Source organism: Streptomyces sp. NPDC059037 (assembly GCF_042740015.1).
Classification (GTDB): domain Bacteria; phylum Actinomycetota; class Actinomycetes; order Streptomycetales; family Streptomycetaceae; genus Streptomyces.
The window spans coordinates 1-21,537 of sequence record NZ_JBHYIG010000120.1; the positions used below are offsets into that span (position 1 = coordinate 1).

General features: G+C 74.3%; 16 protein-coding genes. All 16 read left to right on the plus strand.

Annotated elements, in window-relative coordinates; genetic code table 11:
* Window positions 1-124 precede the first annotated feature (124 nt).
* The 16 genes from ACFWY6_RS23910 (at window position 125) to ACFWY6_RS23985 (ending at window position 21,477) form a co-directional block, all read left to right on the plus strand.
* Window positions 125-790, plus strand: coding sequence for a hypothetical protein (locus ACFWY6_RS23910; protein WP_384693819.1), 666 nt, complete (start codon window positions 125-127; stop codon window positions 788-790).
* Between the two features lie 2,658 nt (window positions 791-3,448).
* Window positions 3,449-4,576 carry a DUF4255 domain-containing protein gene (locus ACFWY6_RS23915; protein WP_384693822.1) on the plus strand — a complete coding sequence of 376 codons (1,128 nt, stop codon included), beginning with the start codon at window positions 3,449-3,451 and terminating at the stop codon, window positions 4,574-4,576.
* The gene (locus ACFWY6_RS23920; protein ID WP_384693826.1) at window positions 4,573-6,486 is read left to right on the plus strand and encodes an ATP-binding protein; all 1,914 of its coding nucleotides are present in this window, start codon (window positions 4,573-4,575) and stop codon (window positions 6,484-6,486) included. The genes ACFWY6_RS23915 and ACFWY6_RS23920 overlap by 4 nt, the downstream gene beginning before the upstream one ends.
* The gene (locus ACFWY6_RS23925; protein ID WP_384693828.1) at window positions 6,483-6,758 is read left to right on the plus strand and encodes a hypothetical protein; all 276 of its coding nucleotides are present in this window, start codon (window positions 6,483-6,485) and stop codon (window positions 6,756-6,758) included. Before ACFWY6_RS23920 ends, ACFWY6_RS23925 begins: the two co-directional genes overlap by 4 nt.
* Window positions 6,749-7,348, plus strand: coding sequence for a hypothetical protein (locus tag ACFWY6_RS23930; protein WP_384693831.1), 600 nt, complete (start codon window positions 6,749-6,751; stop codon window positions 7,346-7,348). Before ACFWY6_RS23925 ends, ACFWY6_RS23930 begins: the two co-directional genes overlap by 10 nt.
* Window positions 7,349-7,356: 8 nt before the next feature.
* On the plus strand, window positions 7,357-7,626 hold the full coding sequence (locus tag ACFWY6_RS23935) for a LysM domain-containing protein (RefSeq protein ID WP_384693834.1): 270 nt from the start codon (window positions 7,357-7,359) through the stop codon (window positions 7,624-7,626).
* 2 nt (window positions 7,627-7,628) lie between these two features.
* Window positions 7,629-8,705 carry a hypothetical protein gene (locus tag ACFWY6_RS23940; protein ID WP_384693836.1) on the plus strand — a complete coding sequence of 359 codons (1,077 nt, stop codon included), beginning with the start codon at window positions 7,629-7,631 and terminating at the stop codon, window positions 8,703-8,705.
* A 16-nt stretch (window positions 8,706-8,721) separates the two neighbouring features.
* A complete protein-coding gene (locus ACFWY6_RS23945; protein ID WP_384693839.1) occupies window positions 8,722-9,213 on the plus strand; it encodes a phage baseplate assembly protein V in 492 nt (163 codons plus the stop codon).
* The gene (locus ACFWY6_RS23950) at window positions 9,214-9,543 is read left to right on the plus strand and encodes a hypothetical protein (protein ID WP_384693842.1); all 330 of its coding nucleotides are present in this window, start codon (window positions 9,214-9,216) and stop codon (window positions 9,541-9,543) included.
* Complete coding sequence (locus ACFWY6_RS23955) at window positions 9,540-9,911, plus strand: hypothetical protein (protein WP_384693845.1); 372 nt, start codon at window positions 9,540-9,542, stop codon at window positions 9,909-9,911. The genes ACFWY6_RS23950 and ACFWY6_RS23955 overlap by 4 nt, the downstream gene beginning before the upstream one ends.
* 5 nt (window positions 9,912-9,916) lie before the next feature.
* Window positions 9,917-12,379 (plus strand): hypothetical protein, encoded by a 2,463-nt coding sequence (locus tag ACFWY6_RS23960; RefSeq protein ID WP_384693848.1) that lies wholly within the window; start codon window positions 9,917-9,919, stop codon window positions 12,377-12,379.
* A gap of 327 nt (window positions 12,380-12,706) precedes the next feature.
* Window positions 12,707-15,268, plus strand: a complete 2,562-nt coding sequence (locus tag ACFWY6_RS23965) for a baseplate J/gp47 family protein (RefSeq protein ID WP_384693850.1) — start codon at window positions 12,707-12,709, stop codon at window positions 15,266-15,268.
* Window positions 15,269-15,299: 31 nt separating this feature from the next.
* Window positions 15,300-17,381, plus strand: coding sequence for a hypothetical protein (locus ACFWY6_RS23970; RefSeq protein ID WP_384693853.1), 2,082 nt, complete (start codon window positions 15,300-15,302; stop codon window positions 17,379-17,381).
* The gene (locus ACFWY6_RS23975) at window positions 17,378-19,912 is read left to right on the plus strand and encodes a DUF6519 domain-containing protein (RefSeq protein ID WP_384693855.1); all 2,535 of its coding nucleotides are present in this window, start codon (window positions 17,378-17,380) and stop codon (window positions 19,910-19,912) included. Before ACFWY6_RS23970 ends, ACFWY6_RS23975 begins: the two co-directional genes overlap by 4 nt.
* Window positions 19,913-20,231: 319 nt before the next feature.
* Window positions 20,232-20,960 carry a lysophospholipid acyltransferase family protein gene (locus ACFWY6_RS23980; RefSeq protein ID WP_384693858.1) on the plus strand — a complete coding sequence of 243 codons (729 nt, stop codon included), beginning with the start codon at window positions 20,232-20,234 and terminating at the stop codon, window positions 20,958-20,960.
* Window positions 20,961-20,982: 22 nt separating this feature from the next.
* A complete protein-coding gene (locus tag ACFWY6_RS23985; RefSeq protein WP_384693861.1) occupies window positions 20,983-21,477 on the plus strand; it encodes a YbaK/EbsC family protein in 495 nt (164 codons plus the stop codon).
* The last annotated feature ends 60 nt before the right edge of the window (window positions 21,478-21,537 follow it).

The window sequence follows — 21,537 nt, forward strand, 5'->3', positions numbered from 1 at the left end:
GGAGTACACGGCGCTCCCCCAGCTCGACGCGGCCACCGCGGCCGTGGCGATCGAGACCATCAAGCTGGCCTTCGAGACCTTCGACCGCGACACCGCCTGGGTCACACCGGCGGAGCCGTAGGCCATGACGCCCTCCCCACTTGATGCCGAGCTCGCCGCCGTGTTCTCCGTGCTGGCCGGGGCTCGGGAGCGGACGACCGAGCTCGGCCAGGTCATCGCGCTCCTCACCGCCGCCGGACATGACCCGGCGGAGCTGCCCGTCGCCACGGGTGACCGGCTGCTCCTTGCCCTGCACCGCGAGCTCACCGGCCGGGACATCGAGCCCGTACTGGCCTGTGGCTGCGGGGAGTTCAGCACGGTACGGCTCGGCCCCGACACCGTCCCGCCGGCCCGGCCCCGCACCGCGGTGCTCGGTCGCGCGGGGGGCCTGCGCCAGCCCACGTACGGCGATCTCCTCGACCTGCCGCCGGATGCCGCGGGGCGGGCGGAGCTGCTGCGCCGCTGCACGGTGGGCATCCCCGAACGCGCCCCGGCCCCCCACGACTTCGAGCTGATCGACGATTCGCTCGCCGGCCCGCTGACCTTCGACTGCCCCGCCTGCGGCAGGGAGGTGGAGCACCCGGTCGACGTCCAGACGCTGGTGCTGCGGGGCCTGCTGACCCTCCTCGACGAACTGGACCACGACGTCCACGTACTGGCCTCCGCGTACGGCTGGGACCTCGCGACGATCGAGGCCCTCCCCCGCAGCCGGCGCCGCCGGTTGGCCGCGATAGCTGTGGGGGGCGGTTGAGGTGGCTGGGGGCGAGGTGGGCGGCAGCCTGTTGCGGATGACTGCGCGGGCGGGGCGGGAGGGAGTGCGAGGGGCTTCTTCCGGGTGGGGCGTATACGGAGGACTTGGGCTTGGGCTTGGGCGTGGGCGTGGGCTTGGGCCTGGCGGGATTCGGTGCAGTGAGGGGACGGGGGCGAGGAGGGCGAGCGGGGAAGTGGGGTCCGGTGCCGCCCCAACTCGCCGGGGCGGGGAGGACGCCCTTCAAGGCTGGGCTCATGACGGCGCGTCCCCTTGGGTCGACATGGGCACCAGGGCAGGGCCCGGAACAACCGGCCGTGAGACCGAAACCGACGGTGGGGCCGGAGCGTGGGGCGGGCTTGATGCCGCTTCTGTGGCCGGGAGGAGCTGGGCGGGCGCGGTCACTGGAACGTGGAACGGACTTGCTGCCGCGCCTCCGGGCGGGAGCAGCCAGTCCGGGAGCATGGCCGGAGCCCGTGCCGGCTTCCCGGCCATGTCCGCAGCCGAAGCCGGGAGTTGGTCCGGAACGGGCGGTGGAACCGAGCGCTCGGGAGCGGGGACCGACGCCGGGACTGCGAGCGGGACCCTGGCGGCAGTCCAGGTGGGGACAGCCACTGGAGTTGAGAGCGAAGCCGGGGCTGGCACAGGAACCGGGACCGGCGCGGCGGCCGCTGGGAACGAAGCCGAGGAGAGGGCAGGCCGGCTCCTGACCGCAGCTGGTGGCCGGGCGGGGACCGGCACTGAGGCCCGGACGGGTTACGAGGCTGGGAGCGGAGACCGGGCAGGGAGCGACGCTGGGGCAGGCGCTGGAGCAGGGACCGGTACAGGGGCTGGGGCAGGGATCTGGGCCAGGGCCCAGGGCAGTACTCAGCTCGGGGCGGGTGACGGAGTCAGGACCGGAGCCGCGACCGGTGAGCAGGAAGGGGCCGGAGCCAACATCCTGGGCACTACCCAACTCGGGACAGATGACGGAGCCGGGACCGGAGCCACGACCGGAGACACGGCAGGGACCGGAGCCAACACCCAGGGCACTACCCACCTCGGGACAGGCGGCGGAGCCACGACCGGAGACCGGGCAAGGACCGGAGCCAACACCCACGCCAGTACCCAGCTCGCGACGGGTGACGGAACAGGGACCGGAGCCACGACCGGTGGCCGAGCGAGGACCGGAGCCAGCACCCGAAGCAGTACCCAGCTCGCGACCGATGACGGAGCAGGCACCGGAGCCGCGGCCGGAGACCGGGCAGGGACCGGAGCCACGACCCAGGGCAGTACCCGGCTCGGGACCGATGGCGGAAACGGATCCGCAGCCGCGCCCCGGACCAGCACTCAGCCCGGGACAGATGACGGAGCCGGGGCCGCTGCCGGGAGCAGGTCCGAGCCCAGGACCGCAGCTGAAGGGACCAGCGCCGGGGCCAAGTCCGAACCTGGGACCAGTGCCGGAGCCAGGTCCGCGCCCAGGACGGGAGCCGGGAGTGGGCCCGACCCCGGGACCGCCGCCGGAAACAGGCCCGAGCCCAGGACCGGACATGAAGTGACCGGTGCCGGAGCCATATCCGCCCCCAGGACCGGAGCCGGAAGCAGGCCCGACCCCGGGGCCGCTGCCGGGAGCAGGTCCGAATCCGGGAGCGTTACTGAAGCCGGGGCCGACGGCCGCGCCGTGGCAGGTGCCGACGCCGGAAGCCATGCGTCCGGCCGGCCCGGCCATTCGGGCGCCCGCGCCACGGCAGAAGCCGTCGCCGGAAGCCATGCGCCTGGCCGTCCCGGACATTCGGTCGCCCGCACCGTGGCAGGTGCCAACGCCGGAAGCGATACGTCTGGCGGCCCCGACCGATCGGGCGCCCGCTCCATGGCAAGTGCCGACGCCGGAAGCCATGCGCCTGGCCGTCCCGGCCATTCGGGCGCCCGCACCACGGCAGAGGCCAACGCCGGAAGCGATACGTCTGGCAGCCCCGACCGATCGGGCGCCCGCTCCATGGCAAGTGCCGACGCCGGAAGCCATGCGCCTGGCCGTCCCGGCCATTCGGGCGCCCGCACCATGGCAGGTGCCGACGCCGGAAGCCATGCGTCCGGCCGTCCCGGACATTCGGTCGCCCGCACCGCGGCAGAGGCCGATGCCGGGAGCCATGCGCCTAGCCGTCCCGGCCGATCGGGCGCCCCCTCCATGGCAGGGGCCAACGCCGGAAGCGATGTGTCTGGCCGTCCCGACCCTTGGGTCGCCCGCGCCCTAGCAGAGGCCAACGCCGGGAGCCATGCGTCTGGTGGCCACGGCCGATCGGGCGGCGCCAGTGGCCCAGGCAAGCCGGACGGCACCGGTAGCCCCGGCGAGGCCCGCAAGCCGGGTGGCTCAGAGGGTTCCCTCGGCCATGTCGGAGTCCTCGCTCGGGCGGCCTCCGGCAGCCGCGCGGCGGGTGCCTCGCTGTTCGGGGCCGCGGGCCGTGCCCCGTTCCCCACGGCTTCTCCTGAGGGATCGTCTCGCGCGGGCGATCCGGCGGCGTCGTACTCCACCCACGTATCCGATCACGCGGCCGCGAGCCAAGGCCCCGATGTTCATATCGGGCAGATCACCGTCGTGGCCCCGGCGGGCCCCGCAACCCCCGCCCCCGACCCCCTCGCCTCCCTGGCCGACCGTCGGCAGGGCCGGTCCCGGCACGGTGGGTCATGGTGACGCCGGCCAACGCGTTCATGGCCGTCGACGAGACGCTCAAGCGGCTCACCGACGCCGGGTTCGTCGATGCCGGGATCAGTGTCAAGCCCTCCGTCACCGTCGGGCCGCTGGACCGGGACGAGCCCGGGCCCCGGTTGAACTGGTTTCTGTATCGGGTCTCCCCCAACCCCGCGTTCCGTTCCATGGAGCACCCGGGTGCCGGCAGCCGTACCTCCATGGGTGCTCCGCCGCTCGCCCTGCAACTCCACTATCTGCTCAGCGCGTACGGAGCGACACCGACCACCGGCGGCGACTCCGAGCAGATCATTCACACCTCGCTCGCCGCCGTGATGCGCCGGCTGCACGAGAGCCCCATCGTCGGCGCCGGGTCACCGTTCCTGCCGGATCCCGAGCCCGTTCTCGTGGAGCCCCTGCGCATCACGCTGGAGGAGTTCGACCTGGAGAACTACTCGAAGCTGTGGACCGCCTCCACCAAACCGCTGCGGCTGTCCGTGGCGTACACCGTGAGTCTGGTCGTCATCGAGCCGCGGCGCACACACACGGAAGGGCCACCCGTGTCCACCGTGCGCACGCTCTCCGTCACCTCCCCGGGGCCCCGGCTCGACGCGCCGCGGCCCGACCGGATCGGCGGTGACGAGACGACCTCCGTGCACGTCGAAGGGGCCGCTCCCGGCGACCTGTTCCTCCTCTCGGCGGAGCCGGGCGATCCGCCGGGGCACGGTCCGCTCGGGTGGCCGATGGCGCTGGTCGGGCAGGACCGGGAGGCGTTCACGCTGCGGCTGCCCAGGCATGATCTGGTGCCCGCCGTACGTGAGTTGGTGGTGCACAGGCACGCAGACGGGCTGTCCGTGAGCCGTGGGCGTGTCGCGCTCGCCGTTGTCCCGGTCGTCGTATCGGTGCCCGGGGACGGGCAGTTGACCGTGGGCGACCGGGTCACCCTGACGACCGCGCACTGCGCCCCGGGCACCGAGCTCTTCCTCGACGGGGTCGCGGTCGCCGTCGTTGCCGTCACTCCCACCTCGGTCACCTTCGACGTGCCGGACCTGCCCGGCCGCCACGTCGTCTCGCTGCGCTCCCGGCGGCTCGCGGGCGCGCCCCGCCAGGTGGAGGTGCGGTCATGAGCGAGGCCGCCACCCCCGTACCCGCCCTGGACTCGGCACTCGCTTCCGCGCTCGACGCGCTGTGCTGTGCGCTCGGCGGCTACCTCGGCCGGTTGCGATCGGTGTGGGGGCCCGCTCCCGAAGGCACGGACCTCCAGGGTCTCTTCGCAACCGTCGGCGCACCGCCGCCCGCTGACGAGGCGGCGCGGCGGCACTTCGACACCCATCTCGCGGGCGTCGTGGCGTCCGCGACGAGCGACGAGCCGTACGCCCGGCTGTGCGCCGCCCTCGACCTCGATCCCGTCGAGCGGCTGACCACCGCGGCCGTCTGGTGGGCGGAGACCGACCCGCAGTTCGGCGTGCTCCTCGGCTGCGGGCACGACGACGGTGCCCAGCGCCATGCCTCCGCCGCGCTGCTCCGCCTCGCGCTGCTGCCGTTCGGCGCGGCGCCTCCGCCCTCCTGGGAGCCCGCCGATCCACTGGTCCGGCTCGGCGTCCTCGTCCCTGGGGCGGGCCCCCAGGGTCCGCTCGCCCTCACGCCGACGGCTCGCCGGCTCCTCGCGGGGCTCACGCTCCCCGGCGCCGCGCCCCGCCCGAGTGACGGCACTGCCCGCAACGCTCGCGTCGCCGCGCTCCTCGGCGGCGGCGCCGTCCTCCTGCGCGGCGCCGGAGACCTCACCGGGATCGCGTACGAGGCCGCCACGGAGATCGGCCAACTCCCCCTCGATGCACGTGAGTTGAGTGACCCCGAGGTGCGTCTCGCCGCGCGCTTCGGCGGGTACGTACCCGTGCTGCCCGCCGACCGGCTGCCCGCGCTCGCCTGGACGCCCGGCGACGGCCCGCTGATCGCCTGCGGCAGCGCCGATGCCGACCCCTGCGGCGCCCAAGTGGTGCCTGTGCCGCGGCGTTCCCCGGCGGATCGCGCCGCGGTGTGGGAGACGGCCCTCGGCGCGGCCGGGCTCGCGCCCGAGGAGGCGCGCGCGCAGGGACGACGGCTCGGCGCCCGGCTGACCCTCGACGGCCAGCAGGCCGGCGTCGCCCTGGCGCAGGCGCGCGCGGAGGCGGCAGCGGCCGGACGCGAGTGGACCGTGGATGACGTGTGGCGGGCTGCGCGGAGCCTGCCGCGCCATGAACTGGGGCGCCTGGCCGACCTGTTGACGCCCTGCTTCGTCCTGGACGACCTGGTCGTGCCGCCCGATGTGCGGGCCCAGCTCGACGAGGTGATCGCCCATGTCGCCCTGCAGGACGTGGTCCTGGACGAGTGGGGCTTCCGCGGACGGCTGCCGCGCGGCCAGGGCGTGGCGGTGCTCCTTTCGGGGCCGCCGGGCACCGGGAAGACGATGGCGGCCGAGGCGCTGGCGAACGGGCTCGGCCAGGACCTGTTCCGGATCGATCTGTCGGCGGTCGTCTCCAAGTACATCGGCGAGACCGAGAAGAACCTGGCGCGCGCCTTCGACGACGCGGAGCGCTGCGGCGCGCTGCTGTTCTTCGACGAGTGCGACGCGCTGTTCGGCAAGCGCACGGAACAGCGTGACGCCCACGACCGCTGGGCCAACCTGGAGGTCAACTACCTGCTGCAGCGCGTGGAGACCTTCACGGGCCTTGTGGTGCTGGCGACGAACAAGCAGCAGGCCCTTGACGAGGCGTTCCTGCGGCGGCTGCGCTTCTCGATCCGCTTCGAGGTGCCGGACCGGGCGCTGCGCCGCGAGTTGTGGCGGCGCGCGTTCCCCAAGGGCACGCCGTGCGACGGCCTGGACGTGGACGCCCTGGCACGGCGGGAACTCGCGGGCGGATCGGTGCAGAACGCGGCGCTCGCCGCCGCGTTCCTCGCCGCGGCGGACGGCGGCCGGGTGCGGGCCGCGCATCTCACCCACGCGCTGCGGCGCGAATACGACAAGCTCGGCAAGGTCTGGGCGGAGGAGACGGCATGACCGATCGTCCCAACGGTCCCATCAAACCCGACGGCCCCATCAAACCCGACGGTCCCATCAAACCCGACGGTCCCATCAATCCCAACTGTCCTACCAGTCCCGACGGCCCTCACCACATCACCGTGGAGGTCCCGGCAGCCCCCGATCCCTTCCTGCTGCGGCCGTTGATCGCCGCCCGGCTCGCGGGCCGCCCCGTTCCCGACGGCCCGGAGGCCACCGTCGCCGAGGCCGTCGCCGCGCACGTACGGCGGGAGGCGGGGGCATGGCGCTGACCAAGGGGATGCTGCTGTCGTACGCCGACCCGCTGCTCGGGCTCGTCCCGGTGATCGTGTCGTTCCAGTACAACCCGGTGAACGTCACGCGCGTCCTGACCGGCCCCGCAGCGGCGAGCGCGGGCGTCGCGGCGCAGCCCGCCAGGGAGACGTACGCACTGAAGCTCGAACTGGACGCCACCGACGGCCTGGAGAAGGAAGGCGCCATCACGATGGCGTTCGGCATCGCGCCGCGCCTGGCGGCGATCGAGATGCTGATGCAGCCGGTCGGCGGCCAGATCCTGCCGCGCCTTCCCGGGGCGGCCAAGGGCACGGCGATCCCCGCGGGGCGGCTGCCGCTCGCGCTGTTCGTGTGGGGGCCCGGGCGGATCACGCCGGTCACGCTGAAGTCGCTGACGATCCAGGAGACCGCGTTCGACAGCGCGCTCAACCCGGTGCACGCCACCGCGGACCTGGGACTCACCGTTCTGCTGAGGGCCGAACTCCCCAAGGACGACCGGCTCGCACGGCTGGCCGCCGACTTCTACCAGGGTCTTCGCGAGGTCAAGGCCGTGCTCCAGCTGCCGCAGATGTCCGAGCTGGGCGGGTGAGCGGCGCCATGGATCCCACCTCCCGTTACGCCCGCCAGTCGCCGCTGACCGTGACACTGCCCGACGGCACCGTACGCACCATGTCGGCACCGCGGACCGTGCCCGCGCCGCCGCCCCGAGGGCAGGCGGTGACGGCCCCCGGTACCCGTCTGGACCTGATGGCGGCGGAACTCATCGGCGACTCCACGCAGTGGTGGCGCATCGCGGACGCCAATCCGTTCGCCGACGCCACCCGTCTGGAGACCCCCGGTGTCGCCGTCGACCTGCCGGGAGGCTGACCGTGGCGACCACCCGGATGCTCCTGGAGATCGACGGCACGGAAGCCGACCGTGACACGCTGGACGCGCTGATCGAGGTGCGTGCCGAGGAGGCCACCGACGAAGCGGACGCCGCGCTGGTCACGATGCGCGTCGACCCGGACGCGAGCGGCGGCTGGCCGAGCCTCCTCGATCCGCTCGTGACGCCGCGTACGCCGCTTGCCGTGCGCCTCGAACGGGACGGCAGGAGCTACCGGTTCGACGGCTACTCCGCACGGGCGGTGTGGGACCTGGACGCCGAGGGGCGCTCCACGCTCACCGTCCTCGCGATCGACCGCAGCCTGGACCTGGACCGGGAGGAGAAGGCCGTCGCCTGGCCGGGGCAGCGGGACAGCGCGATGGCCGAGACCATCTTCACCGAGCACAAACTGCGCGCGGAGGTCGCGTCGACCCCGGCCGGGTTCGACCCGGACGTGCACACCGTGATGCAGCGGGGCACGGACTGGTCCTTCGTACGCGAACTGGCCGTCAAATGGGGGTACGTGGCGTATCTGGAGGCCGACGACGGCGGACAGGTGACCGGTCACTTCCACCCGCCCGCGCCGCTCGCCGAGCCGCAGGGCGAGCTGGCGCTCGGCTTCGGCGGGGACGCCCACCGGGCTCAGATACGGGTCGACCTCCTTGCCGGGCGGCGGGTGATCGCCCGGCGGACGCCGCCCCTCGCGGCCGCCGCCGTCACGGCGGACGCCGCGGGTGACGACGAGGCGATGGCCGAGGTGTCCCTCTCCGCCCGGGCGACCGAGCTGCTCGCGCCGCAGGACGTGGCCGGAGAGGTGGACGTGCGGCAGGCGGCCACCGGGCGGGCGCGGCACAGCGCCTACGGCGTGACGCTCACCGCGGCCGTGGACACCGACCGGACCGGGCTGCTGCTGCGGGCCCGGCGCACGGTCCTGGTGCGGGGCCTGGGGCCGGTCCTGTCCGGCGGCTATCTGGTGGACCGGGTGCGGCACGTCGTGACGCTGGAGGCCCACCGGCAGGAGGTGACCCTGCGGCGCAACGCCCTGGGCGCCACGGGGTTCGGCCCGGGAGGGCCGGGATGAGGGAGGGGGGACGGTCATGACGGACCGGTTCCACGGCCGGTACATCGGCACGGTCACCGACAACGAGGACCCCAAGAACCTGTGCCGGGTACGGGTCCAGGTGCCGGAGGTGCTCGGCGATGCCACGTCCGGCTGGTGCCTGCCCAGTTCGCCGTTCGCGGGGCCCGGGGTCGGCTTCGCCGCCGTGCCGCCCGTCAAGAGCCTGGTCTTCGTCGAATGGCCCGCGGGCGATGTGAGCCGGCTGCCCGTGTGGTCGGGCGCGGTGTGGGCGGACGGCGGCGGGGTGCCGGGCGCGGGGCCGGACGTGGTGCTGCTGATCACGCCGGGCGGCCACAAGGTCGAGCTGATCGACGAACCTTCGGGCGACCGGGCGTTGCGGCTCACCGCGGCGTCGGGAGCGGTCATCCTGATGGACGCGAACGGCATCACGGCCGAGTTCAAGCAGCAGAAGATCGAGGTGACGTCGTCGAAGATCTCCTTCAACGGCGGTTCCCTGGAGGTGAGTTGAGTGCCGGGTCAGCTGCTCCACGAGGGGATCACCATCGTCTGCCCGCACGGCGGCAGCGGCCGTCTGACGCCGTCGTCGACGCTCCTGGTGGGCGGCAAGAAGGTGGCGGTGCTGGGCGACCCGACCACCGTCAGCGGCTGCGCCTTCAACATCGGCGGCGCTCCCTCCCCTTGTCTGCGCGTCGAGTGGCAGAAGCCCGCGACGAAGGTGAAGGCGGGCGGCAAGGCGGTGCTCCTGTCGGATTCGGTGGCCCTCTGCGTCAACGCGGGCGGGGCGCCGCAGGGCACCGCCCAGGTCAGCGGCTTCCAGACGAAGGTGAAGGCGATATGAGCGCGGCGGCCGAGCATCCGCTGCGACTAACATCCGCGCGCCGCCTCGCGGTCACCGACGAGGCGGGCCATCTGGCGGATCTCGTACGTCTGGTGCTGCTCACCGGCGCCACCGAGCGGCTGCACCGGCCGGGCTTCGGCCCCGGCCTCGGCGCCTCGGCGCTCTTCGAGCCGCTGCCCCAACTCCTGGACGGGCTCCTGGAGATGCGGACGAAGGGCGCCCTGGAGCGGGAGCTGGCCGGCCGCGTCCTCGTGGACCGGATCACGGTGACGCGGCTCGGCGAGTCCACGCTGGAGGTCACCGTCGACTACCGGCCGCTGCGCCCGCCGGGACCGGCGGCGAGCGTCTCGGCACGGCTGGAGGCCTGACGGCGATGACCGAGGAACCGCTGCTCCCCGCCTGTCCCCCGCTGCACCGCCCGGCCCGGCTGCGTGCCCCGGGGGCCGCGGCGCACGGGCTGCGTGCGGCGGGCGCGCGGCCGGTGCCGGGAGGATTCGCCGTCGACGTGTGGCTGTACGCGGATCCGCCCGCCGCGCTCGCGGAGCCGCGCCGCTGGGAGCTGCGGCCGCCGGCCGGCGGACGGCGGGTCGAGGTGGCGGGCGCTCAGGTGGTGGCCGCGCCGCAACCGCACATTGAGCTGCGGATCAACGGGCAGGCGGATGCGGGGCGGCACCTCCTGTCCGTCTTTCCCGAGCGGCCCGCCGATGGAGCGCATCCCGCGCTTCCGCCGCTGCCGTTCGATCCGCTGCGGGTGCGGCTGCCCGTGCGGCTGCGTACGGAGTGCCCGGACCCCGGGGCGTGTTCGACGCCGGATGAGGCCGTGGCGCCGGTTGATCCCTCGCCGGTGCACGACTATCTGGCCCGGGACTGGCGGTCGTTGCGTGCGGCCCTCGTGGAGTTCCTGCGCCGGGATGACCCGGCGGCGGATCTGTCGCCCGCCGACCCGGTGATCACGGTGCTCGAACTCTTCGCGCACATAGGCGACTTGATGCACTACCAGCTGGACCGGGTGGCCACCGAGGCCTACCTGGAGACGGCGAGGCTGCGCACGTCCGTGCGCCGCCACGCCCACCTGGTCGACTACGAGGTGCCGGAGTCGGCCGCGGCGCGCACGCTCGTCCTGCTCCAGGCCGATCCGAGCGGCGGCACGGTCCAAGTGGTGCGCGGGGACACGGCGGTGGCCGATGAGGGCGCCGGGCTCGGCTTCGTCCTGGAGCAGGGCCGTTCGGTCCATCCGGGACTCGGTGAGATCGCCCTCTACGACTGGGGCGAGGACCTGTGCCGGCTGCCCGCGGGCGCCACCGAATGCGTCCTGGTGCGCCCCAGGCCCAGCAGTGCGCAGGGCGCGCCCTGGCTGACCGCCGGGGACCGCCTGGTCTTCGAGGTCGTCGATCCGGAGGACATCGCCCGGCACCGCGACTGGGCGGCGCGGGTGCTGGGGACGGACTGGCCCGCCGTCGGTGCGGTCGGGCGGCCGCGGTTCCGCGATCCGCTGCCCAGCCGGCGCGCTGCCGCGGTCACGCTCACCGAGGTCGCAGAGTTCCACGATCCGCTGGCCGCTGCGGGGCTGCCCCTTTACCGGGTGCGCTGGGCGGCTGCGGACGCACTGCCGCGGGCGTATCCGGCGTCGGTGGACACGGGCGCGGGCGGCGCGGAGGTGACGGTGGCGCGCGGCAACGCCGTGCCCGCGCACCACGGCCGTCTTGTGGGCGGTCCCGGGGTGCTGCGACCGGCGGAGGGTGGCGTGCCCGGCGCGTACACGCTGAACTCCGCGGGGATTCCCGGCCGTGGCGGATCGGGCGTGGCCCTGCGGCCCTCCGGCGTGCCGTACCGCATGGAGGTCCGCGCCGCGCTGCCGTCCGGACCGCGGATCGAGGTGGCCCTGGTGCGGGCGCTGCTCGATGTGACCTCGCCCGGCCGGCTCGCCTGCGTCCTGGAGTTCGAGGACCACGAGCCGCCCCTGCTGCGCTTTTGCACCGGCGCGGTGGGGCTCCTGCCGCCGCTGGCCGGCGGGGTCGCGGCGCGGTACGAGACCGGGGGCGGCGCGGTGGGCAACGTACCGGCGAACGCGCTGCGCCTCCTTGAGCACGACACCGCGGCGGCGCAGGGCTTCGACGCGCCACCGGTCTGGCGGACGGTGCCCTCGCTCGTGGCCCGCAACCCGCTGCCCGCCACGGGCGGCAGGGACGCGGCTCCACTGGATGTGGTGCGCCGGGACGCGCCCGAGGCGTTCGCGGTCACCCCGCGCCGTGCGGTGACCACCGCCGATCACGCGGTGGCGGTCGCCCGTGCGCCGGGCGTGCAGGGTGCGGCTGCCGAGCGCGGCACATCGGGCTCCTGGCCGCTGATCCGTACGGTCGTCGACCTGCTCGACGCCCCGGACGCGGCGGCCGACCGGGCGGCCCGACTTGCTTCTCTGGGCGTGCTGTTGGAGGACGTCCGCATGCTGGGGACCGAGGCGACCGTCGCCGAGGGCGCGCCGGTCGGTCTCCTCATCGGGCTGCGGCTGTGCGCGCTGCCCGGCAACGACCCGGAGGCCGTCCGGCGGGCGGCGCTACGGGCCCTGCGGCCCGGCAGCGCGGCGCGGCCTGGCCTCTTCCATCCCTCCCGCCTCGAACTGGGCAAACCGGTGTACGTCTCCGCGGCGCTGGCCGCCGTCGCCGCGGTCCCCGGTGTCGACGCGGTCGAGCTGCTCGAAGCGCGCCGCCTCGGCGAAGCTCCCGGCACGGTGCACGAGGTGATCCGCGTGGGGGCGGCCGAGATCCCCGTGCTCGACGACGATCCCGCGCGGCCGGAGCGCGGCCGTCTCGACATCACCGTGCGGGGCGGGACATGAGCGGGGACGGCGGACCCCGCACGCAACCACCGCCCGGCGCCGGGCGCAGCGGGGCAGCGCACCGAGCGGTCGCCGCACAGGACCCACGCCTCCGGGCCGGCCCGGCGCACCCTGCGGCAGGCGCGGCGCGAGGTGGCTCATGAGCACGGACGGCGGCAAGCACCGCGGGGCAACGCACGGGACCGCCCCCGCCCGGCACCCACATCCCCCGACCGACCGGGTCCGCCCGACGGCAAGCACCGCACGAGGTGACGCGGTGACCCCGCAGCGCTCACGTCCCCGGCCCGGCGCGGCCCGCCCCGACGAAAGCACCGCACGAGGTGACTCATGAGCCACACCCCCTGCCGCTGCGGCGAGCACCCGCCCACGCTCCAACCTCCCACGCCGGCGCCGGGGTTGCCCCGGCCCGACCGTGCGATCGGCACCTTCCACGACTTCCTGGCCGCCCTGATCCGGGACGTGGAACAGAGCAGGCCCGCGCCGGGGGCGCCGGTGCTCGGGCGGGACTGGGACATCGAGGGGGATCCCGCCGCGCTGCCGCTGGCCCGGCTGTGGGCGTACGTCGCCGACGGGGTGGCCGCCTACACCTCGCTCACCACCGCCGAGGCCTTCATCGGCACCGCGGCCGACTGGCGTGACCTGCGGCGCATCGCCGCCTTGGTGGGGTTCCGGCCACGCCCCCGGGTGGCCGCGCGCGGCTGGGCCGTCGCGCTCACCGACCGCGGCGCTTCGCCGCTGGTGCCCGCAGGGACACGGCTGCAGTCGCCCGCCGTGCCCGGCCGGGACGCCCAGACCTTCGAGGTCGAAGGGGACACCCAACTGCGGGCCGACTGGGCCGGGTTGACGGTGACTGCGGTGCCACGGCCCGCGCTGCCGACCGGGCGGTCGATGCGGTTCCTGCGCGAGCCGGGGTTCCGGCCCGGTGACCGGGTGCTGTTCGTGGCCGAACGGGGGGCGGAGGTGCCGGTGCTGCCGGCCGGCTTCGACTGGTTCGACTACTGGCTGTGGCTGCTGCGGCTGCTCGGTCTGGCGCAGACCCCGCGGAGCCGGCCCGTCGCGGTGGCCGTGGTGGAGGAGCGGGCGCAGGATCTCGGCACGGTCGTCGTCACCTTCGACCGCGATCTCGAGGAACTGCTGAGCCCCGAGACGACGCCGTTCGCCGCCTACCGGGTCCTTGCCACCGCGGGCGGCGCGCGGCGCCTCACCGATCTGGTGCATCTGTCGGCGACCGGGAGCGCGACCAATGTGCCGCTGGGGGACCAGTTCTATGACAAGCCGGGCGACGTTCCGCTCTCCGCCCGTCATCTCGTCCTCGACACGGCCCTGGAGGAACTGTCCGCGCAGCGCACGGTCGCGCTCGTCGACTGGCAGTCGGACGCCTGCGACATCCTGCGGGCCGACCGCCACACCCCGGTCGACTGGCGGGCCGCGCCGGGCACCCGCACCCGGGCGTCCCGTCTGGAGTTCGCGGCCGACGTGGCCACGCTGCGCGGCGCGCAGGTCACGAGTCGCCCTGTGACCGCCTATGTCGTCGACCGCCGGGTGGTGGCCCGCACCCATGAGATCCCCGACCGGATCGGCACCCAAGGGCCCGCGCGCGTCCGGGTGTTCCCCGCACCCGGCTCGGTCCCCTCCCGTATCGCCGTGCGCACGGGCCCTGCCGACACCGACTGGCGGGTGTACGCCTGCACGGCGGCGGCCGATCAGGAGGCGCCGGAGGAGCAGGTCCCCGAAGGGCCGTCCGCCGACCCGCCGCTCCCCGGCGGCCTGGTCCTCGACCTCACCGTCGCGGCAGGCGACCCGGTGCGCGGCGCCCCGCTCGGCCGCGCCCCCGCGTCGGCGAACCTCATCGCCTTCCGCCACGGCAGCACCGAGTCCGGCACGCTGGGCAGCGGCGACGCCGCGCTGCCGGGGCAGGAGTTGGCGGTGGCGAGGCCGCCGGTGGCCCATGACGTCGCGGCCGACGGCGGCATCGTCTCCAGCCTGGAGGTGCGGGTCGGCGGAGTGCGTTGGCAGGAGCTTCCCTCGCTGTTCGGGGCGGGCGGCACGGAGGCCTACGTCAGCCTCCTTGACGCCGATGGATCGGTGCGCGTCCGCTTCGGCGACGGCACGGCCGGGGCACGGCTGCCCACCGGGCGCGGCAACGTCACCTCCACGCACCGCACGGGCGGCGGCACGGCGGGCGAGGTGCCGTCCGGGGCGATCGACACGCTGCTGGGCCGGGTGCCGGGGGTGACGGGGGTGCGCGGTGCGGGGCCCACCAGCGGGGGCGCCGACCAGGACGACGAGCGGCGCATCGCCCGCCTCGCGCCGGGCCGGGCCCGCGCGTTCGGCCGCGCGGTCTCCCGCGCCGACCTGGCCGACCTGGCGCTCGCCTTCCCCGGCGTCAGCCACGCCACCGCCTGGCGCGGCGCGGGGCCGCCGGACTGCCCCTGCGGCGGCGCGGGCGAACATGTCGCCTTCTTGCGGCTCGCGGCGGACGGGCGGCCGAAGGCCCCGGCGGAGGACGAACTGCGGGCGCTCGCCGCGTTCCTCGACACCGGGCGCGATGTGACGGTGCCGCTGTGCGTCACGGCGGCGGTGGTGCGCGGCATCCCCTTGTCCTGTGGCGTATCCGTGGATCCGCGCCGCGTACCCGCCGAGGTGACCGCTGCCGTACGGGCCGCGCTCACGGCCCGCGGCGGACCGCTGGACCCGCTGGAGCGTCCGCTCGGCCGCGCCCTTGACCGCTCCGACGTACTGGCCGTGGTTCATGGCGTGCCGGGCGTGCTCGGCGTGGCCGGACCGGTCCTGCAGGTCGGCACGGAGTCCCCGGCACGCGTCCTCGCCGAACGCCACGAACTCGTCGTACCGGCAGAGGAGTTCACGATCAGGGTGGAGCAGCCATGACCCACACATCGACGACCCCGGTGAAACACCCATGACCCAGACCCCACCGCCCCCGAACGCGGACCAGATCGCGCGCCTGCTGCCATCAGCGCTCCGGGACGCGGCCGAACCCGGCGGCCCGCGGCTCCTCGACGCGCTCCTCGCGGCCGTGGACCGGCAGCGGCTGCTGCTCACCGATGACATCCGGCGGGCGTACGACGACCTGTTCATCGACAGCTGCGCCGACTGGGCGGTGCCCTACATCGGCGCGCTCCTCGGCCTCGGCCCGGACGCCGAGCGGCTCGAGGTCGCCCACGCGGTGGCGCTGCGGCGCCGCAAGGGCACTCCGGCCGCCCTGGAGGACTTCGCGTTCGCCGTGACGGGACTGATCGCGCGGGTGGGCGAGGGCTGGCAGACGACACTGTGGGCGCAGCGCCTCGGCCATCCGCCGCCGCCCAGGACCGCGTCGCTCGACTTGCGGGACCGGGCGTCGCTGAGGCGGCTCGGTACGCCCTTCGAGCGGAGCAGGCGCGGAGTGCGCCCGGCGGGGCCGTGGACGCCGCGGGCCGTGACCGCCGTCGTCTGGCCTTGGTCCGTACGGCAGTTGGTGGACACGGAGGCGGCGCCGTTCGACCAGTCGACGCTCAAGGGCCGCTTCGCGCTGCATCCGCTGGGCATCGCTGCGCCCCTGTATCTGCGGCCCCGCGAGGCGCGGGTCGCCTCCGAGGGCGCGGACCCGGTCAACCGGACGGGCGACGAGGCGGACGCCCCGACGCGGGCGACGTACCGCGTCCTGGAGGCGCTCGCCGGGCCCGGGGACATCACGTACGGCGAGTCGCTGACGCTGAGCGCGGACCATCCCCTGGCCACGCCGCCCGGCGCGGAGCCGCCGCTGATCGCGCTGTCCACCAAGGAGGGGCCCGTCTCGTGGGAGCGACTGCGGTTCGGGAGCGTGCCGGCCACCGGTACCGTCACCGCCCCGCCCGCGGAGACCCAGGTGCTCGTCGACGCGCAGCGCGGGTTCGTGCAGCTCGGCAGCGGGCTCAACGGGCCGGTGCGGGCGACCTGGTACCGGGCCGTGCCGGGCCGGGTGGGCGCGCTCGCCGCCCTCGCGGACGCCGCCCCGGCGGCGCGCGTGGTGGTCGAGGTGTCGACGGCCGGCGGCCCCGGCATCGCGACGAACCTCACCGACGCCTTCCAGCTGGCCGAAGCCCGCAGCGCCGGGCTCGCCCCCGAGGAGTCCGTCGCCGGGGCACCCGACGTGGAGATCCGGCTGCTCGCCGGTGACCGCCTGGCCGCGCCGCCGGCGCAGTCCTTCACCCCGCGGCTGCCCCACTGGCGGATCGTCGCCCCTCCCCTGGTCACCCCGGTGGTCGTCGGCGACATCGGCATCGACCTCGCCGGGGCGCACATCAGCCTGGAGGGCTTCTTCCTGAAGGGCTCGCTGACCGCCGGTGAGCATCTCGCCGGGCTGCACCTCGAAGGGCTCACGATGGACCCGGGCGCGGGCGGGCTGCGGACCCACCGCGACGCCTGGGAGCTCGCGCTCTCCGCCACGCGCTGCGTGCTCGGCCCGGTCCGTGCCGAACTGTCCGCGCGCCCCGTCGAGTTGACCGAGTGCGTGGTCGACGGCCGGCTGCGCCGCTTCCGTGCCTGCGGCCCTGCGGACCAGGGCGTGCCGACGGACGCGGTCGGCCCGGTGAACCGTTTCGGGCCAATCCTGCACGCCGACTCGGTCACGTTCGCGGGTCCCGTCCGGGTGGACGCCGTCGACGCCCGCGACTGCGTCTTCGCCGACGGCGTGGACGTCGTACAGCAGCAGGAAGGCTGCATCCGGACCAGCTACCTCGGGCCCGAACTCTCCACCCCGGCCCGGCATCCGGCGACGTATCGCTCCCGCACCGCACCGGCCCCCGCCTTCGTCTCCGACGCGTTCGAGTCGTCCGGCTACTACTGCCTGGAGCTGGAACCGGAGCATCCGCTCCTGTCCGCCGCGGGCGACGGCGGCGAGGTGGGCGCGTACCACCGCACCCGGCGCGCGTCCCGGATCCGCCGGCTCCGCCGCCGCATCGGCGAATTCACCCCTCTCGGCCTCACCGCCGAGGTGTCCGTCGCGCCCTGGGAGGAACGATGACCGGCGACTACACCAAGGTCCCGCTGCGGGACGCGGAGCGCTGGACCGGTGCGCGGATGCAGCAGGGCCGGGTCCTTCTGGACCACGAGTGGAACCTCAATCTCGACGCGGCGGCGCGTGCCGCCGCCGACGCGGTGCGCGATGTGGTGGGGCCTTCGGGCGGGGTGCCCGATGGCAGCCCGGCGTTCCAGGTCGGTTTCGTCCCGAACCCGATACCCGCGCTGCGCCAGGTCACCGTCCAAGCCGGGCGGATCTGGGCGGACGGCCTTTGCGCGTTCGCGCCCGCCCCGTTCAGCTACTTCTCCCAGGAGACCCCGCCGGGCATTCCGGGCGTCGGGCGGGCCGTGGTCTTCCTCGATGTGTTCAGCGAGCACGTCCAGCCCGCCGAGGACTGGGCGGAGATCGCCGATCCCGCCCTTGAGCCGCTGGACGCGAGTGCCCGCACCCGGGTCGGCTACCGGCTGCGGGTCGTGCCCACCGTGGCGGGGTCCGCCCGGGCCGCGTTGGACGCCCTCGCCTTCCCGCGGCTCTCCACCGGGCGCCTGAGCGTCACGCGGGCCGACTCCGAGGTGACGCCTGACCCTTGCGATCCGCCGGGCGATCCGCTCGGCCTGCTGCCCGACGGGATGCTGCGCGTGGAGGTCCTGGACGGCGGCACAGCGGCCACCGCCCGGTTCGTCTGGGCGGCCGACAACGGAGCGGCCACCGCCCGGGTCAAGGCCTTCAGCGGCACCCAGGTGACCCTGGCCGCCGCACCCGCGGTGAAGTTCGCACAGCAGGACCTGGTGGAGGTCGGCCGGCGCACCCGGCGCGCGGACCGGGCGCCGCACGGCGAGCTGTACTCCATCGCCTCCGTCACACCGGACGTGGCGGGGGACGTCCTGGTGCTCAACCGCCCCGTGTCCGCCCCGGGCGGTGCGACGGGCCTGGTGGTCCGCCGCTGGGACGGTCAGTCCGTGGGTGCGGCGAACCAGGTCACGGCGCTCGTCCGCGGCGTCGACCTGGGCCTGCGGTTCAGCGCGGGCACCGGCAGCTATCTGTCCGGCGACTGGTGGGGCGCGCGGCTGCGCCCGGCGTCGGCGGACGGCGTGGAGCGGCTCTCGGCGGCACCGCCGGACGGCACGCCGCACACCGCGCTGCCGCTCGCCCTGGTCGACTTCGACGCGCAGACGGTCATCGAGGACGGCCGCCCCCGGTTCCCCCAGCTGACCCGACTGCCCCGAGGCACCTGCACGGTCACCGCATTCCCCGGCGAGGACCTGCAGTCGGCGGTGGATCTGCTGCCGTCGACCGGTGGTGAACTGTGCCTGGCGGCGGGCCGGTTCGTCATCGACCAGCCGATCCGGGTGACCAAACACCACCGGGTCGTCGTCACCGGCGTCGGCCCCGCGACCGTGCTCGCCCCGACCAAGGACAAGTGCGCGCTGTTCTTCGAGGACTGTACGGAGGTGGAGGTCTCCCGGCTGCGGGCCGAGGGCGCGCCGACCACCACCGAACACCTCGACGGCGCGCTGACCTTCACCGGCTGCACCAAGGTCCGGGTGCGCGACTGCGACGTGGCGTGCGCGGACACCGCGGGGGACGACCGTTCGGCGGCCTGCCTCACCTTCCGCGGGCCGTTCGGCGCCGGCGTCGTGCCCGAAGTGGCCTTCGAGGACAACCGGTTGGAGGTGGGGGTGCGCCAGATCGGGATCCTCGTCCTCGACGCGAACTCCGCGCTCGTCAGCCGCAATCGCATCCAGTACGTCCCCACGTCGACGCCGATCAGAGTCTCCCCCGTAGTGATCGCATCGGAACTGGCCCGCATCGCCGCCGACCCCAGCGCGACCCGCTACGGGTTCCAGCTGACGCAGATCAGGGCGGGCCTGCAGGCCGAGGTCGCCGCGCTGATGGCCCGCACTCCGGGGCTCACCCTGGGCCCGGCGCGGCGCATTGTGGCCGCGACCCGGGTCAACGCGACGCCGCGCGAACGGCTGCACACCCTCGTCGCGGCCGGCACCGCCGCGCAGTTGGGCGGGGCGCTGCAGGGCATCGTCCTGGCCGGGCACACCCTGGCCACCGCCCGTGTCACCGACAACGTCGTCGAAGGGGTGGCGCAGGGCATCCACATCGGCACCGCGCGCGGCACCGCCGCCGGGCAGGTGATGATCTCCGGCAATGTGATCCAGGTCGGTCTGCCCGCGGTCTACAACCGGGCCCGGCACGCGGTGTTCGTCGCCGACGCCTCGCGTCTCGCGATCCTGGGCACCGTCGCGGACCTGGCCCGGCGCGGCGCCCTGGAGAACTCCCCCACCGACGCCATCCTCGTCCACGGCAGGCGCGGCGCCCGCCTCGTCGTCCGCGACTCCAGCCTCACCCGGTTCACCACCGGCGTGCGCGTCGTCCCCCTCGCGGAACGCCCCGCGCTCGGCAACCGCCTCTGGCGGGTCAGCGAGACGGCGGCGGAGGGTGCGACCACGGCCCTGGTGGCGCCGGACCTCGCCCTGACGGAGCAGGAGCGCAACGTGGCCATGCCCCTGTTCCAGGCCTAGGCGCGCGCCTTGACGGGGCCACCGATTCCGCAGTACGCCTTAAGGGCTCCGGTAATGCGCTAGGTGCGCTGGGCGCGATCTTCCGGTTTCGGTTCGCCGTCTCCGTAGGCTCAATGGGTTCGACTCCCCTAGCCGGGCACAGTTCCACGAAGGGACCGGGACCCACGGGTTTCGGTCCCTTCCCCTGTGCCGGTCAACACACCATGGATCGGGGGTAGTTACACGGAGCGGCGCCGCACCTACACTGACCGCTGCGAGAAGACCAGTGACCTGCGACGACGCAGCGCCAGGCCGGTCCGCAGAAGTGAGGAGCAGCCGGGTGTTCTATTACCTTCTCAAGTACGTCGTGCTCGGGCCGCTGCTGCGGCTGATGTTCCGGCCGCGCATCGAGGGTCTTGAGCACGTACCGGAATCCGGTGCGGCGATCGTCGCGGGCAACCATCTCTCGTTCTCGGACCACTTCCTGATGCCCGCCATCATCAAGCGGCGGATCACGTTCCTTGCGAAGGCCGAGTACTTCACGGGGCCGGGAATCAGGGGCCGCCTCACGGCCGCGTTCTTCCACAGCGTGGGGCAGATCCCGGTGGACCGCTCCGGCAAGGAGGCGGGCCAGGCCGCGATCCGCGAGGGCCTCGGCGTGCTGCGCAAGGGCGAGCTGCTCGGCATCTACCCGGAGGGCACCCGCTCGCACGACGGCCGCCTCTACAAGGGCAAGGTCGGCGTCGCCGCGATGGCCCTGAAGGCGCAGGTGCCGGTGATCCCGTGCGCGATGATCGGCACGTTCGAGGCGCAGCCGCCGGGCCAGAAGGTGCCGAACTTCCAGCGCGTCACGATCCGTTTCGGGGCGCCCCTGGACTTCTCGCGCTACGCGGGCATGGAGAACGAGAAGGCGGTGCTTCGCGCCGTGACGGACGAGATCATGTACGCCATCCTCGGGCTCTCCGGCCAGGAGTACGTCGACAAGTACGCCGCCGTCGTGAAGGCGGAGGAGGCCGAGCGGGCCGCCGCGGCGAGCAAGCGGAAATTCCCCCGGATGCCGCTGAGTTGATCTCTTGACGTACGGTCTGGCCATGAGCGAACACACCCAGTACGGCAAGCTGATCGGACTCCTCGACGAGCGGGGCGCGGCGTACCGCGTCATCGAGCACGAGGCGGAGGGCGCCACGGAGGCGGTGAGCGCGCTGCGGGGCAACACCCTCCAGGAGGCCGCCAAGTGCATCGTGGTGATGGTGAAGATCGGCAAGAAGACGAAGCGGTATGTGCTCGCGGTGGTGCCCGGTGACCGGCGCGTCGACCTGAACGCCGTCAAGCAGCTGCTCGGCGGGACGTATGCCGGGTTCGCCACGCAGGAGGCGGCGGAGCGGCTCGCGGGCAGCGTGAGCGGCACGATCCTGCCGTTCTCCTTCGACCCGGAGCTCGAACTGGTCGTGGATCCGGCGCTCCTCGCCCACGACGAGATCTTCTTCAACGCGGCCCGTCTGGACCGTTCGCTGGCACTGCGGACCGCGGACTACGAGGCGATCGCCGAGCCGCGCAGGGCCGCGATCGCGCAAGCGGCCGCATAGCGAAGGGGGGGGGCGGGGTGTTTCAGGGAGCCCCCCCCACACACACCCCACCGCCGCGCG